This window comes from Epilithonimonas hungarica, assembly GCF_900102265.1.
In the GTDB taxonomy this organism is placed as follows: domain Bacteria; phylum Bacteroidota; class Bacteroidia; order Flavobacteriales; family Weeksellaceae; genus Epilithonimonas; species Epilithonimonas hungarica.
In genome coordinates this window covers 780,892-796,577 of sequence record NZ_FNBH01000002.1, presented here as the reverse complement: position 1 = coordinate 796,577, position 15,686 = coordinate 780,892, and the positions used below count along the sequence as shown (strand labels likewise).

The window sequence follows — 15,686 nt, the reverse complement described above, 5'->3', positions numbered from 1 at the left end:
CGGTTTTCTAAGCCGCCCTTTTTATTAACTATTAAAATTGATGAAATGACACAAATTTTATATAAACAAAAATCATCTATTCAGAAAGGCGAAACCGTAAGAGGAATGAATTTCGTAAGTCCGCTTGTGGAGTATAAATTTTATAATCAAAACTCGGAGCAGATTTATAAAAAATATTTTCCCGATGCAGATAACTTACAGCAAGCAAACAGCAATCTTATTCTTGATGCTATTGATGAAACCAAAAACGGGTATGATTTTAAAAGATATGATTTTTTTTCTGATAAGAATAGGGACAGCAAAATTAACCCTAATGAAGAATTAATCTTTAAACTATTATTATTCGTCTCAACAGACGGTAACAAGGTCAAAGAATGTTACGAAGTGGTAAAGCCTGCTGATGACGAAATCATCTTTTTCTTAGAAACCGATTCAGATTCTTTAAGTGAACAAAAATTATTTGGCAGAGTTTCTGAGAAAATCAGAAAGACTTATGTGAATACGTCTACAGGAAAATTGTACAGCTCTTTTTTTGATGGTAATATCATAGATACCGTTCAGAAATATTTGAGCAAAGCTAATAAGCCCATTATTGAAGAACTCTTTATTAATGGATATATTACAGATAAAAGTATTGCGGCGGGTTTTTTCTCAGGACTTAGATATCTGCTTATAGCATTATCAGCACCAAGTAAAGCTTTAGGTTGGGTTGTAAATAAGCTTGGAGAAGAATTTGACTCCTTAAAAATACCAGACGAATTCTGGGATACAGAAAACGAGAACTATTCTTTTAATAAAGAAAACATCATAGAAAACCTAAGTATATCCACAGATAAATTAGCTATTCTCAAAAATCTTTTCACAGATAAAAAAGGCTTTAACCTTGCAGATATAACGCTCAAGATGTTAGATGATATCATCCTCAATCAGCTTGCGGTTATAGAATCATTCGTAGGCAAATATAACAGCTATGTAAAAACCGAGATTGAGGACATTTTTAAAATATTAGAGTTGCCAGAGATGGAAATGGCAACAGACAGTATTGCTCAGCCAATCGCTTTAATCTGTGGTGTCTGGAACGGATTGGTAGATTTTGTCTCATCTATTTTCAAGTTTATAGGAATGCTTTTAGAAGCTCCTTTTGATATCAGCAAAGATTTTCAGCAGATACTAGAAATGATAGACAATTTCTGGGATGGACTCAGAGATGGCAGTGTTTGGAAAAACCTTAAAAATGCTGTAGATGCAGGGATGAAAGATATGGTAGAATATCTGAAAGGAAAAGATGCAAATGATATCAACTGGGTTCGTATCTATTATATATCGGGCTTTACTATCTCATTTATAGGTACATTCTTTATTCCCGTTGCTCATGTTGCTAAAATAGGAGAATTAGGAAAGGTTGGTGAGATTTTGGTGAAAATAAATGAAGAAGTTGGCAAAACAATTTCCCAAACTGCTAAATTTGTAAAAGTTCAAACTGCAGAAGCTTACCACACAGTAAGCAAAGCCTTCATAGAATTATTTGAGCTTATTAAAGTTGGCGGACAAAAGCTAAAGAACTTTGTAAATGATATCTGGAAGAAAATCGCAGATTGGTTTTTGAAGAATAGAAAAACAGCAAATGCAGTAGATTGGATGTCTTCTAAGTTGTTTAAATTTGGAGACGATGATAGAACATTTAGAAATTTTCTAAAATTAAGACAAAGGGCAACAGATGAATTTTATAATGTTTTATGTCACGGCGAACCAGACAGAATAATTATAAATGGTAGAAAATTGAAAGCAGAAGAGTTTGCTAAAATGCTTTTAGAACAAGGTTATGAGAAAGGAAAGCCGATAAGGCTAATTTCCTGTCATACGGGAGTTAAGCAAAATGGTTTTGCTTCAAAATTAGCAAAACTATTAGAGACAAAAGTAATTGCTCCAACAGATAGAATATCTCTAAATGACTTAGGCGAATTTATAATTGATAAAAAAGGAAAATTTGTAGAATTTAATAAATAATAATAAAATGAAATATTTTGGATTTATAAAAGAGCACGACAATGACAAATATGCAGTAAGCATAAAAGATTTAATTGTAGATGGAAATAAAGAAAATCCTCATAGGAAAGAAGTAATAGAATATTTAAAAAAAGGAGAGCTTTGCGTGCCATTTATGGGATGTGTAGAGAATGCAAATGACCCCAATTTTAATACCGATAATTATGATGATGATTATTTTATAGCTTATATTTCAATTTCTACAGATGGGAAATGGTACTGGCCAGATTATATTATTACCTATTTAGAAAAATATCCGACAATGAGAATAGACAAAGACTTCATAAATTATGTTCTTAGAAATAAAGATAACGAAATAAAGCTGTCAGAAGAAGATATCTTAAAACTTGAGAAATTATATATTGATAAGGCAGGGTTTAGAAAAGCAGAATAAATTTTAGCAGTCATTTATGACTGCTTTTTTCATATAAATTTGTCAAAGTCCAAACTGCAGAAGCTTACCAAACAGTAAGCAAAGCATTGATGAACTTATTTGAGCTCATTAAAGTTGGCGGACAAAAATTACAGGATTTTGTCAGAGATATTTGGAGGAAAATCGCAGATTGGTTTTTGAAGAACAAGACAAAAGAATTAGTAGATGAAATTTATGCATTCATAAAACTTCTTCAGAAAAATTTTAACTACTTAGAATGTATAAAGTTAGTAAATAAACGCAGAGTTTTTGCATTATGGATGACAGTAGAATACGAAGCAATGATAAAATTTTATACAGGAAATGTATATAAAATTTTAAACAGAGCTTTGCGGGGAATTGGTGGAGAAAAAATGACCAAGGAATTACAAGCAATGCAAAAAGTATTAGATAAAGCATTGGAAAAACTACCGCCATCAATTTATAATGAAGGAATTTTGCAAAGATCTTTGTCGCTCACAGAACAGGAAATAAAAAATCTCTTCAAAGTAGGAAAAGATTTTACAGAGAAAGGCTTTATGTCTACAACATACTCAGAAGTTGTATTATTAGATTGGATGGCAGTTAATCCTGCAGATAATGTCATTATTAAAGTGATGGGAAAAAATGGCAAATTAATTGAAGATGCTTCACTTTTACCACATGAATGTGAAGTTTTATTTAAATCGAATACGACTTTTATTGTAGAAAGTGTAAACGCTGGATATAATTTTAAATTAGGTAGAAAAATAACAGAAATAATATTAAAAGAAAAATAAATTATGAATTCAAAAGAAGAATTAGAAAAATTAAAGAAAAGATTAAGAGAAATAGAACCTATTTTATCAAAAACTTTTAATACAGATAAAGAATTAAATGCTTATTTAGAAAAAAATAAAAACTTATATGAAGAGGGTAAAAATCTTTATGAGCAGATAAAACAGCTTGAGTACGGACTAATGTCTTCACAAGAAAAAGAAGAGCATGACGAATATTTAAGAAAATTAAAATTAAAATCGGAGGGAAAACCATTAATTTAAAAAGATAAAGCTGCATTTGCGCAGCTTTATCTTTTTAAATTAATGGAAAAAATGGCAAATTAATTGAAGATGCTTCACTTTTACCACACGAAGCCGAAGTTTTATTTAAATCAAATACTACTTTTACTGTAGAAAGTGTTATAAAAATAAAGCATCCAATTCCAGGAAAAACTGAAAAAATATTTGAAATAACTTTAAAAGAAAAATAGAATGGATAAAAAATTAGAATTGCAACAGAAGCAAGAAAGAATGGAAGAGTTAAAGCCTATTGTTTCAAAAGGATTTCCCACCGATGAAGAACTGGATTTGTATATTGAAAAAAATAAAAAATACTTTGACGAATATGATATCCTGTTTAAAGAAATCCAAAAACTTAAATATGAAATAAAAACTCCACAAGAAAAAGAAGAGTATGATGAGTATTTAAGAAAATTAAAATTGAAAGCAGAAGGAAAGCCTTTAATTTAAATGATTAAGCCACAGAGATGTGGCTTTTTTTGTTTCCCAAACTGCTAAATTTGTAAAAGTTCAAACTGCAGAAGCTTACCACACAGTAAGCAAAGCCTTCATAGAATTATTTGAGCTCATTAAAGTTGGCGGGCAAAAACTAAAGAACTTTGTAGATGATATCTGGAAGAAAATCGCAGATTGGTTTTTAAAGAATAAGGAATTAGTTTTATCGAGATATGAAAAAATTGCTAATATAACTGCAAAAGAATTAGATTGGATGGCTTCCCGACGAATTGGGAATCTTGGTGGTAATATTTTAAAAGAAACTCAGATTAGAAAATTAAGAGGAATTTTAAAGCAAAAAGGAATTCAATTGATTGTAGATGGTGATATTAATTCAATTGCTAAATTATTTAAGCCTATTGACAAGTTTAAATCTTTAGATGAGTTATTGTTTTTTATGAAAACCAGCAAAACTCCAAAAGTGGGATTATTTCACGCAGGAACAAAACAAATGATATTAACTAAAGACTGTACAGAAATCGTGGCTTTTCACGAAATGTGTCACTTAAAACATTTTGAAGAAGTTGGAGATATAGCTTACAAAGGATTTAACAGATTGGAGAAAGAGATGTATGTTTGGAAACAGATTCTTGCTAATCGTGGTAAATGGACAAAGGCTGAGTTGAAGGAATCGCTAAGGTATATTAATGAAATTAGAACAGAAGAATACGGTTTAACCCAATTAAAAATTAAATAAAATGAAATATACGGAAAAGCAAATTTTAGAAAAGACAAAAAAAATATTACAAGATTTGCAAGGACAATTTTATAACGAAGAAAGTATTAAAAATGCTCGGTTTAGTGATAAAAAGGAATTATCTAGACCTGAAGGAAAAACGGCTCCTGTATGGACGGTATCTATTGATGAACCTGTCTTTGATGCTTGGGAGTTTCTAACGATTTCCGATGAAACGGGAGAACCATTATATTATCAAAATGCCAATATGATAATTCACGAGATAAAAAAAGATGATAAAGGGAATTATTATTAATCAATATTAGCAGTCAGAAATGGCTGCTTTTTTAATATAATTTTGTAAAAGTTCAAACTGCAGAAGCTTACCAAACGGTAAGCAAAGCCCCCGCTAGCACGAGCGTCTCGCTCGTGCCCACCATAAAAAAGCAGTGATAACTATCACTGCTTTTCCATTACTATAATCCTTAGCTTAAAAAATAAAATATTTTATTTAACATAATGTAATTTTCAATATTTTTTACAATAAAAACACATGTAATTAAAAATAATTTTTAGATTTATTATAATAAATAATTAAAAAAATAATAATTATGCCCCCCCCCCGCTAGCGCAAGCATCTCGCTCATGCTCATCCGTAAAAAGCAGTGACAATCAATCACTGCTTTTCTGTTTTCAGTCATTACGGGAAATATATTATGTTAAATACCAAGTAAGCAATAATATTTTTACAATAAAACGCTTACTGATTAAAATTAATTTTACATTTGTCATAACAAACAATTAAAAACACAAAACACTATGGCACCAGTTTACGAAACAGGGCACGCAAAGAACGTTGCGAACTTCCAAGATCTGATCTCTTTCTGCCAAAGCTATGGCACAACTTACAACCCAACAAAAGAAAACCTCAAGATTCCACAACTGCAACTCCTGTATCAGGAAGCACAAAGCAAATTGGATGATGCCAAAACACAAAAGGCTACCTTTGACAATGCGACCAACAGCAGACGAAATACCTTTGCAGACCTCAGGTCTCTTTCCACCAGGGTCATCAATGCGTTGGCTGTTTCCGGCGCAGATGCTTTGGCAATAGAAGATGCAAAGGCCATCAACAAAAAGATCCAGGGTACATCTTCCAAAAAACCTACATCCACAGAAACGCCCACAACATCGGAAGGCGCAGGCGGAGGGATTTCCACTTCCCAGCAATCCTACGATCGTTTGATCGATCATTTTACCAGCCTGATAGAATTACTAAACCAAAACAAATCCTATGCACCCAACGAGGATGATCTGAAGACCACAACTCTGCAGACCAAGCTCACAGAAATGAAAACCGCAAACACAGAACTTATAAACGCCTTTACGGCCAATAGCAATGCCATGATCAGCAGAAACGAAACACTGTACCACAAACAGACAGGGCTCGTTCAGATTTCCAAAGAGGTCAAGCAATATATAAAAAGCGTATTCGGAGCAGGTAGTCCACAATATGATCAGGTAAATGGACTGGAGTTCAAAGTTCGTAGAAACTAGTATAGAACGACTGCCGTCTCTCTCAGAACGACCATTGGCGGACATACTATTACCATTGGAGATTTCAAAGTTACCCTTGGCGACCATATTATTGGCGGTGGCGGTCATACTTTTACCTTTGGCGAACATGCTATGAGCAATGTCTTTGACAAAACGACCGATGGCGACTATGCTTTTACCTTTGGCGTTGACAAAGTTACCGATGGCGGAGATACTTTAGGCAATGGCAGTTTGACATCAGCACATAGCACGGATCCCGATCCGTGCTTTATCATTTTTAATAAGCAAAACTTATCCACAAAAAGAAAACACGACAAGTTTTGTCGCATTAAGAATTTATATTTGTGTAACAGAATTTAAAAACTAAATATTCCTACAACCATCAATGAAAAAAGATTTTTACCTTACCAGATACTCTCTGATCATCAAAAGACTGGAGCGTTCGCCAGCCACATATCCCGAGCTGGAGAGCTACCTTCTCAACTCCTTCGAGTTTCAGGATGCCAAGATCGTGAGCTACTCCATCCGCACATTGCAGAGGGATATCAAGGACATAGCAAATCTTTTCAATTTTGATATCCATAACAAGAAAAAAGGCGATAACCGTTATTATATAGAAAGCCGCCCCGTGATGGAGGTGGACGAGTACAACCAGCGTCTCATAGAATCTTTCCAGATCATGAACGCAGTGAACTCCCAACCCGACTTTGCAGAGTTCGTCTATCTTGAAAACCGCACACCTAGAGGGATACAGAACTTCTATGACCTCCTTTTCGCCATCAGGAACAAGAGGATCATAGAGTTTCAGCATTTCAAATACAAGGATCAGAGTACCAGTTCCAGAAAAGTACATCCCATGGCGCTCAAAGAGTCCAAAGACCGTTGGTATCTCATCGCCCTTGATACCAAAGATGAGAAACTTAAGGCTTTCGGACTGGACCGCATCAGTGATCTGGTGGTGAGCAAAGCAGGCTTCAAACTCCAGCAAAGATTTGATCTGAAAGAACATTTCAAGAACGCCTTCGGAATCATGAATCTGGAAGAACAGCCAGAAAATATTATCATCCGCTCTACAAAAGAACAGGCAGAGTATCTCAAAAGTTCTCCGCTCCATCATTCGCAAAAGATCCAGAGAGAGACAGAGAAATCGGTGTATTTCATATACGACCTTTATCCGACCTATGATTTCATTCAGGAGATCCTGTCATTTGGGAATCAGGTAAAGGTAATGGAGCCCAAAAGTCTTATCAATAAGGTAAAAGAAACACTGGAAAAATCTATTCAACAATATGATGAATCCTCGGTGGAAGAAGAAAAAAGCTGATATTTTTCTATTAAGATGATCAACATGTTTTCCATCCTCAAAATTTATTATATTTGTGAAGAATGGCAACTAAAGCACTTTTTAACTCTGTCGTCAATTGGTTTATCCTTCAGCGGATAGATCAGATAGATTATTTTATAAAGTATCCCAAGGAAACTCAGGAGGGTCTTTTGTTCTCGCAACTCTTCCATGCAGAGGAGACAGAGTATGGACAGAAGTATGGCTTCAGTTCCATATCAAATTACCGAGACTTTCAAAAAAAAGTTCCTATTGTCTGTTATGAGGATTTCGAGCCTTATATAGAAAAAGCAAGGCAAGGTCAGAAAGATGTTTTCTGGCCGGGATTGATCAGACAGTTTGCAAAATCTTCCGGAACTACCAATGCCAAAAGCAAATATATCCCAATTACTGATGAAAGTTTGGAAGATTGTCATTACAAGGCGGGCAAAGATATGGTCGCTCTCTATGTCAACAACCACCCGGAGAGCGAGCTCTTCCAACACAAAAATCTCAGACTGGGCGGAAGTGCAGAGATGTATCAGGACTTTAACACCAAGTTCGGGGACCTGTCCGCCATCCTGATTGAGAATCTGCCTTTCTGGGTAGAGATCATCAATACACCAAGTAAAAAGATCTCATTGATGTCCGAATGGGAAAGCAAGATGAGAGCGATTATCGGTGAAGTGAAAAACGAGGACGTGGGAAGTCTTACCGGTGTTCCGAGCTGGATGATGGTTCTGTTGCAAAGGACATTGCAAGAGACAGGGAAAAACAATATCGGAGAACTTTGGCCAAATCTGGAAGTTTTCTTTCATGGCGGGATCAGTTTCAAACCTTATAAAAATCAGTATAAAGAGATCATCGGGAAAGATATTCGTTATTATGAGATCTACAATGCCTCCGAAGGTTTTTTCGCCATTCAGGATCAGGCGGGGAGTGATGAGATGCTACTGATGCTCGATTACGGGATTTTCTACGAGTTCATTCCAATGGATCAATATTATGACGGAGTAAGGAACGCGATTCCAATCTCGGAGGTCGAACTGGATAAAAATTATGCGGTCGTTATTACCACCAATGGAGGGCTTTGGCGTTACTTGATCGGAGACACTGTGAAGTTTACCTCCATCCATCCTTACAGAATTAAGATTTCGGGTAGAACCAAACATTACATCAATGCTTTTGGAGAAGAACTGATGATAGATAATGTGGAAACGGCTCTTAAAATTGCTTGCGAACATCTGGATGCAAGTATTTCCGATTACACAGGTGCTCCGGTTTTCATGACAAATGAAAGCAAAGGCTGTCACGAATGGATCTTCGAATTCACCAAACAACCTAATGATCTTAAAGAATTCACAGAAGTGTTTGACAGAACACTCAAAACTTTAAATTCTGACTACGAAGCAAAACGCTATAATAATATTACGTTAAGATGCCCGATTGTGCATTCTGCAAAGCCAAATCTATTTTATCAATGGATGGCAAGTCGCGGAAAATTAGGTGGACAGAACAAAGTTCCAAGATTGAGCAACGACCGACAGTACATCGAACCATTGCTGGAACTTAACCAATCAATTCCCTAGCTTGGGAAATAGCCGCATCTGTAATCTTTGAGCCTGATATCAATTGTGCGATTTCGTTCAGTTTTTCACCTTCGGAAAGTTTCACAATAGTTGTCTTGGTAATTCCATTTTCATCGAATTTCACCACTTTGTAATTCTCATTTCCCTTTGCTGCAACCTGCGCAAGATGTGTGATCACGATAAGCTGAAGGTCTTGTGCCATCTCCTTCATCAGTTTTCCCATCTCTTCGGCAATTCTTCCGGAAACTCCTGTGTCTATCTCATCCAAGATCAATGTTGGTAGCGCATTATTCTCGGCCATTATCTTTTTGATGGCGAGCATTACTCTGGATCGTTCTCCGCCGGAAACGGCACTTTGGATTGGCTTTAATGGAAAACCAGAATTGGCCTGAAACAAGATCTGGATACTATTTTTCCCAAATAAATTGAATGATGGAGAATCTGATAGATCAATTTTAAGAATCGCTTTTTCCAGACCTAATTGGGCAAAGATCTCTTTAGCTTGAGTTTCCAGATTGCCTGAAAAGTTCTTTCGGCTTTCGGATAATTTCCGGCTTAGAGAATCAAGTTCTTTTTCAATAAGTTTAAGGCTTTTCTCTTTTTCTTCAATTTGACCTTCAATCGATTCGAGAGAATTTTGGCTTGCAGATAACTCGCCTCTTATTTCCAGAAGTCCATCGATGTCATTCACTTGGTGCTTTAGAAATAAAGAATTCAATCGGTTGACCGTTGTCAATAAGGCTTGCAAAAGACTAGGGTCAATTTCTAGGCTTTCTGCTTTGTTTTCAATTTCTGTATTGATGTCTTTCAGCTCCAGATAAGAAATTTCCAGTCTTTGGCTGAGGTCTTGATACTCTGAAGATAGTTCAGAGAGTTTGGCGACTTTATTTTTAACATCGAAAAGAATTGATAATATCCCGAAATCTTCCTGATTCAGTTTTGAGATGACTTCCGAAAGATTTTCACTGATCTGTTCTGCATTTTCTTGTGTGTTGAGTTGATTTTGGATTTCCTCATAATCCAAATCGTCCAGCTGTGCTTCTTCTAGCTCGGCAAGCAGAAAATTTTTATAGTCAGATTCCTTGTTGTTTTCTGCCAAAGCAGATCTCAGTTGCTCGATTTCTCGTTTTATGATCTGATGGTTTGTGAAATGTTTTTGATAATCTGATAGTAAAGTTTTATTTTTTGCCAATCCATCAAGAATCCCAAATTGGAATTGCTCTGTAAAAAGGTCAGACGTTTCGAATTGTGAATGGATATCGATCAGTTTCGATGACAAATCTTTCAGAATGTCCAGCGTTACAGGGACATCATTGATGAATGCGCGAGATTTTCCGTTCGGTAAGATCTCTCTTCTGATGATGGTTTGTTCTTCAAAATCCAGATCGTTTTCCTCAAAGAAATCTCTGAAGTTTTTGCTGATCTTGAACTCGGTTTCTACAATACTTTTAGCATCGGATTTCGCAAAAGATTTTACATCCGCCCTTTCGCCCATGATCAGACGAAGAGCTCCAAGAATAATTGATTTCCCAGCACCGGTTTCTCCGGTAATGACTTGTAATCCGTTTCTCAGATCGATTTCCAATCGATCGATCAAAGCAAAATTTTGTATGAAAATTCTTGAAAGCATGGTTTTAAATAATTAATAATCTACAATTGATCGATCATTTAAAACTATTTCCATTTATCCCATTTAGAATCAATGTCTTTTGGAGAGAAGGTACTCATCAAGGTTTTAAGCTCACTGATGTTCACAGACGTATTAGGTCCGCTATTGAAGATATTGAAGATCTCGGTGCTTTTTGTTTCCATGAAAACGCCGAATGGGTAATTCATCTGGAAATTATTATCATAGAATTTCAACTGCATAAGAGATTCTGCGATAATTTTTTTCGCAGGGTTTTGGTCTTGTTTTGCAAGATTGTCCAGTCCAGATCTGTGATAGCTGTAATAAACGGTTCTAAGTGTGGATGTATTCTCATTTTGCAGACCACTTATCAGTGCTCCTCTGTTTCTTTGGCTTTCCACGGCATTCCAGCCAGCATAGTTTTGGTTCTGTGCGTTCTGCGAGATCTTGAAAGCTTTATCAAACCAAGGCTGTCCACCCTTCAACTGGAAACTGTCTCCGTCATAGCCCAAGATCAGATAAACATAGAAACTTATCACATCGATAAGGTTTTTCCCGGAGAATTGTCTTTCGTTGAAGATAAGGTTCTCATTCTCATTGTATTCGAAAGCAAAATTAGTATCATTCACATTGATCAGAGGCGATTCGTATTGGGAATTGAAAACAGGTCTGGTTGCCTGCACGACAATTGCTCCTTTGAAAGCATTGTTTGCGGTCCGTTCAGACAGGACTATGGCAAAATTACATTTGATCTTTTCGAAGTTCTGAAGTTTTTTCCCTGTCCAACTCGTATTGTTGATGAAATCGCGCAAAGATTTTTCGAGTGTTCTGAAAACCTGTGTATTACTTCCTTGGATTTGTTGATTGTTGATCTGTACCGTTGCTAAAAGCTCTTGCGAAAATGCTGTCTGAGCGAAGAATAAAGCAAAGATTATATAAAGTAGTTTTTTCATTCTTATAAAAGTGTCTGTAAAAATAAGGAATCTTTGTTAAAGTTCAGAATCTAAATCCTGATAAGAACATAACGTGATTTCGGTTATTTTGTTACAATTTTTTGCTCAATAAAATTCAATATGTCATTTGCAACTTCTTCTTTTGATTTTAAATCGAAAGAATGTTCCTCGGTAGGTGTAAATATTTTGATCTTATTTGTCGAATTCGCGAAACCGGCACCTTCGTCCCGAAGAGAATTGAGGATGATCATGTCGAGATTTTTCTTGATCAATTTCCCTTTTGCATTCTCTTCCTCATTCTGAGTTTCCAATGCAAATCCAACCAAAAACTGATGAGATTTCTGTTCTCCCATTGTTTTGAGAATATCTTTGTTCTTGACCAGTTCTATTGTCAATTCGTTTTCACTTTTCTTTATTTTTTCTGTTGCTTTTACTTTTGGGGTGTAGTCGGCAACAGCTGCACTCATTATTGCAATATCTACATTTTCATAATATTTGAAGACTTCGTCAAACATTTCCTGAGCTGAGGTCACTTTATGAAGTGTGATGTTTTTATCATCCACTTTTTCAGAGGATGGACCGGAGATCAATATAACTTCTGCTCCTTTTTTCGCTGCTTTTTTTGCAATTTCAAATCCCATCTTTCCAGAAGAATGGTTTCCAATGAACCTTACCGGATCAATATTTTCATAAGTAGGACCAGCGGTAATGAGGAATTTTTTTCCTGCAAAACTTAATACATCATCAGAAAATTGATCTTGTAAAACTTTTAAAATTGTTTCAGTCTCGGCTAATCTGCCTTGTCCGATCAATCCGCTTGCTAACTCACCGAATTCTGCGGGGATGATCTGATGGCCAAAACTTTCTGCAATTTGTAGATTTCTTGTTACAGTTGGGTGCGCATACATATCGAGGTCCATAGCTGGAGCGACAATAACAGGACATTTTGCCGACATGTAAACTGCCATAAGAAAATTGTCACAGATTCCACTGGTTATCTTTGCCAATGTGTTAGCGGTGCAAGGCGCAATCAGAATCATGTCTGCCCAAAGTGCCAATTCTACATGATTTTTCCAATTTTTATTCTCGTCATAGAAATCTGTGAAAACCTCATTTCTAGAAAGTGTAGAAAGTGTAAGTGGTGATACGAAATCTTCAGCCGATCTTGTCATGATAACTTTTACCTCTGCACCGTTTTTGATGAGGTCCCGAACAAGATAATTCATTTTATATGCGGCGATTCCTCCGGTGATTCCCAAGATGATTTTTTTGCCTTGCAAGCTCATTTTGCCTTTGATTTTTATTAACGAAAGTATTAATAATTTTATTAACAAAAAAACCATCTCATTATAGAATGAGACGGTTTTTGTCTTTTATTGATAAGCAGAATTAGTTTCTTTCTTCTGTTTTTCTAAAATATATTTCATCATCTAACCATTCTTTGATGGCGATAGAAGTAGGCTTTGGCATTTTTTCGTAATGTTTAGAGATCTCTATTTGTTCTCTGTTTTCGAAAACTTCTTCCAAAGTGGAATTGTGAACAGCGAATTCGTCTAATTTGCCATGCAGTTCAGAACGGATCTCAGCATTGATCTGCTCCGCTCTTTTGCCCATGATCACGATAGCTTCATAGATGCTACCTACTTTTTCTTCGATCTTGTCTTTGTCGTAAGTGATCGTACTTATTTCTGCTTTTGTATCTTTAACACTCATATGGCGAAATTATTTTGGGATTGCAAATATACTAATTATCTTTTAAACTTGAAAGTAGCTTGAGGTTCAGGCGAATTAATCTTTGCGCTGTCCCTTCTTGTTTGCTCTGCTGCCTTTTGCATCTCTAGCTGATTTTTTTCCTGAGCTAGATCTTTTTTCTCATTTTCTTTAGCTTCAGCATTCTTAACCTTAGCTTCGTACTCCGCTTTTCTTTTTTCTACCTCTTCCTGTAGTTTAGCGAACTTCACTTTCTCTGCTTCTAGCTTTGTGTAGAGGTCGTCAGCTGTTTTAGAATATTCAGAATTTGGGAGTTCCGTGCTTACTCTTTTTGCATAGGCTGCCGCAGCGTCTAATCTTTCTTTTTTCAACTCATAAACAGAATTGACGGCCAGTTCATATTTTGACTTTAAAGAGATATCATAGATCTTTGGTCTAAGCTTGGTGGCAGGAAAATCTTCCAAAACATTTTCGAAAGCAACAGAAGCAGCTTTGTATTCTCCCATTTTGAAATACTGCTTAGCATTTTCAAACGCCTTGAACTCTAATTTGTAAGTTAATTCATCAATTAATTGATTGATATTCTTAGAACGCTCAGAATCAGGGTAATCATTGATGAAGCTTTGTAGTTCGGTGATTGCAGATTCTGTATTGCTCTGATCCAAATTGTATTGTAGAGATCCTTCATAATAACAAAGCGCAGATAAGTAAGCTGCCTCCTCTTTTCTTGGGTCCTGAGGAAAGCTTATCGCAAAATTCTTGAACTGGTTAGCTGCCAATCTATAGTTTTTGTCATAATAATTGGCGTATGCAGAATTGAAGACTACATTAGGAGCATCATCTGTACCCGCTACAAGATTGGGTAGTCTGTCATATAAAGCCAAAGCGTCTGACCATTTTTTCTTAGCAAATTTCTCATTCGCCACCTTTAAGATAAAATCCTTGTCGGCACTCTTCATCGCCTGATCCATTTCAGTTTTGCAAGACAGCAAAAACATAGATAATACTACTAAACTGATATATTTCTTCATAATTCCGAACAGAATAATTCTGCTTACTTGATTCTAATTAATTTGCAAAAATAAAACTTTTTTCATCATTCTCTTTTTTTTATGAAAGATTAACGTTTATAATACATAGCTTACTTTATTCATAAAATTAATTTTACATAATATAGATTGTAGTAAATACTAATAATTTATTTTTGCAGGAAAATTAATTAAAATGAAATTCAAATACTTTCTTGCACTATTTCCTATTATGTTTTTTTCTCAAAAAACAACAGTTATAAAATTTTATGATCCTATAAAAGATAATACAAAAACCTTTAGGACTTTATCTGTTATTGACAACCGCGAAGATAAAGAGTTGGGTACAATTACTCATAAAAAAGAAACATATCGTTTTGAATTTCCAGATAATGATGCAAAGAAAAGTATTGATGACTGGTTTGTTTCTTCCAATAAAACTCCGTCCGGCGCTAATGACATGGTAGTTTTTTTAGAAGACTTTCGAGTTTTCAGCGAAGATGTGCAGAATGCTACCTTGCCCAAAGCTGAAGTCAAAATAAGTTCTTTTGTACTAAAAGAGGGTAATTATTACTATTTGGACAGAATTAATAAAGTTGTAAATATTAGTCCTAATGTTAATAAAACACCTTTTGGATTGTCTTATACCCTTTCAAATCTATTACATGAGTTTATTAAAACGTCATTTAAAACTAAGCCATCCGAGTTAAAAATTGGTGGAGATCAACTAGCTAACTATGCTGATATTATTACTAGTGGGTTGCCTGCTTTTAAAGATACTCAAATCAAAGATGGTGTTTATCCGGATTATAAGTCTTTCTTCGATAATACTCCTTCAGAAGGCTATGAACTGGTAAAAAATTCTAAAGGTGAAGTGGTGAGGGCAAAAAAAGGTGATGAACGAATCCCTGCCTATAAAATGTTTGCTTATGCGGAAAATGGAAAAATATATCATCATGCTCTAAGCGGATTTTTGGAGCTTATGAAAGATGACAAAGGATTCTATGTTTTTACTAATTATGTCACACTTTTCCCTGTTGAAGCAGATTCAACTTATGGTATGTTTGGACTTATAGGAGGTGTTGCAGGAGCCATTGATGCCAACGCAAAAAATAAAAAATTACAGAAAGAAGAAAAATACAATATTTATATAGATCCTCTTACAGGAGATTACATTCTTCGTAAGTAAAACTCACACAAAATATTTTTAAGAG

Annotated in this window: 16 protein-coding genes; 11 read left to right on the top strand and 5 right to left on the bottom strand. The window is 35.3% G+C overall.

Annotated features, from left to right (window positions below):
* Window positions 1-45: 45 nt before the first annotated feature.
* The 10 genes from BLT30_RS10910 (at window position 46) to BLT30_RS10865 (ending at window position 9,154) form a co-directional block, all read left to right on the top strand.
* On the top strand, window positions 46-2,007 hold the full coding sequence (locus BLT30_RS10910) for a phage tail family protein (RefSeq protein WP_089873557.1): 1,962 nt from the start codon (window positions 46-48) through the stop codon (window positions 2,005-2,007).
* A gap of 7 nt (window positions 2,008-2,014) precedes the next feature.
* The gene (locus BLT30_RS10905; RefSeq protein ID WP_089873556.1) at window positions 2,015-2,440 is read left to right on the top strand and encodes a hypothetical protein; all 426 of its coding nucleotides are present in this window, start codon (window positions 2,015-2,017) and stop codon (window positions 2,438-2,440) included.
* 89 nt (window positions 2,441-2,529) lie between these two features.
* Window positions 2,530-3,237, top strand: coding sequence for an ADP-ribosyltransferase (locus BLT30_RS10900; protein WP_089873555.1), 708 nt, complete (start codon window positions 2,530-2,532; stop codon window positions 3,235-3,237).
* A 3-nt stretch (window positions 3,238-3,240) separates the two neighbouring features.
* Window positions 3,241-3,498, top strand: a complete 258-nt coding sequence (locus BLT30_RS10895) for a hypothetical protein (RefSeq protein ID WP_089873554.1) — start codon at window positions 3,241-3,243, stop codon at window positions 3,496-3,498.
* A 210-nt stretch (window positions 3,499-3,708) separates the two neighbouring features.
* A complete protein-coding gene (locus BLT30_RS10890; RefSeq protein WP_089873553.1) occupies window positions 3,709-3,966 on the top strand; it encodes a hypothetical protein in 258 nt (85 codons plus the stop codon).
* A 19-nt stretch (window positions 3,967-3,985) separates the two neighbouring features.
* A complete protein-coding gene (locus BLT30_RS10885) occupies window positions 3,986-4,708 on the top strand; it encodes a zincin-like metallopeptidase toxin domain-containing protein (protein ID WP_175487176.1) in 723 nt (240 codons plus the stop codon).
* A 1-nt stretch (window position 4,709) separates the two neighbouring features.
* Window positions 4,710-5,003, top strand: a complete 294-nt coding sequence (locus BLT30_RS10880; protein WP_089873552.1) for a hypothetical protein — start codon at window positions 4,710-4,712, stop codon at window positions 5,001-5,003.
* A 503-nt stretch (window positions 5,004-5,506) separates the two neighbouring features.
* Window positions 5,507-6,244, top strand: coding sequence for a hypothetical protein (locus tag BLT30_RS10875; RefSeq protein WP_089873551.1), 738 nt, complete (start codon window positions 5,507-5,509; stop codon window positions 6,242-6,244).
* Between the two features lie 385 nt (window positions 6,245-6,629).
* Window positions 6,630-7,568: a helix-turn-helix transcriptional regulator gene (locus tag BLT30_RS10870; protein ID WP_089873550.1), complete on the top strand. Its 939-nt coding sequence runs from the start codon at window positions 6,630-6,632 to the stop codon at window positions 7,566-7,568.
* A gap of 62 nt (window positions 7,569-7,630) precedes the next feature.
* Window positions 7,631-9,154, top strand: coding sequence for a GH3 auxin-responsive promoter family protein (locus BLT30_RS10865; RefSeq protein ID WP_089873549.1), 1,524 nt, complete (start codon window positions 7,631-7,633; stop codon window positions 9,152-9,154).
* Here the strand turns inward: BLT30_RS10865 and BLT30_RS10860 are convergent.
* The 5 genes from BLT30_RS10860 to bamD form a co-directional block, all read right to left on the bottom strand.
* A complete protein-coding gene (locus tag BLT30_RS10860; RefSeq protein WP_089873548.1) occupies window positions 9,135-10,784 on the bottom strand; it encodes a DNA repair protein RecN in 1,650 nt (549 codons plus the stop codon). The genes BLT30_RS10865 and BLT30_RS10860 overlap by 20 nt on opposite strands.
* Before the next feature lie 44 nt (window positions 10,785-10,828).
* On the bottom strand, window positions 10,829-11,734 hold the full coding sequence (gene porD / locus BLT30_RS10855; RefSeq protein ID WP_089873547.1) for a type IX secretion system protein PorD: 906 nt from the start codon (window positions 11,732-11,734) through the stop codon (window positions 10,829-10,831).
* A gap of 83 nt (window positions 11,735-11,817) precedes the next feature.
* Window positions 11,818-13,020, bottom strand: coding sequence for a bifunctional phosphopantothenoylcysteine decarboxylase/phosphopantothenate--cysteine ligase CoaBC (gene coaBC, locus BLT30_RS10850; protein WP_089873546.1), 1,203 nt, complete (start codon window positions 13,018-13,020; stop codon window positions 11,818-11,820).
* Window positions 13,021-13,123: 103 nt separating this feature from the next.
* Window positions 13,124-13,447, bottom strand: coding sequence for a DNA-directed RNA polymerase subunit omega (locus tag BLT30_RS10845; protein ID WP_027383062.1), 324 nt, complete (start codon window positions 13,445-13,447; stop codon window positions 13,124-13,126).
* Window positions 13,448-13,482: 35 nt separating this feature from the next.
* Window positions 13,483-14,475, bottom strand: a complete 993-nt coding sequence (gene bamD, locus BLT30_RS10840) for an outer membrane protein assembly factor BamD (protein WP_089873545.1) — start codon at window positions 14,473-14,475, stop codon at window positions 13,483-13,485.
* 193 nt (window positions 14,476-14,668) lie between these two features.
* On the opposite strand from bamD, the gene BLT30_RS10835 reads away from it, so the two are divergent.
* Complete coding sequence (locus tag BLT30_RS10835) at window positions 14,669-15,661, top strand: hypothetical protein (RefSeq protein WP_089873544.1); 993 nt, start codon at window positions 14,669-14,671, stop codon at window positions 15,659-15,661.
* Window positions 15,662-15,686 lie beyond the last annotated feature (25 nt).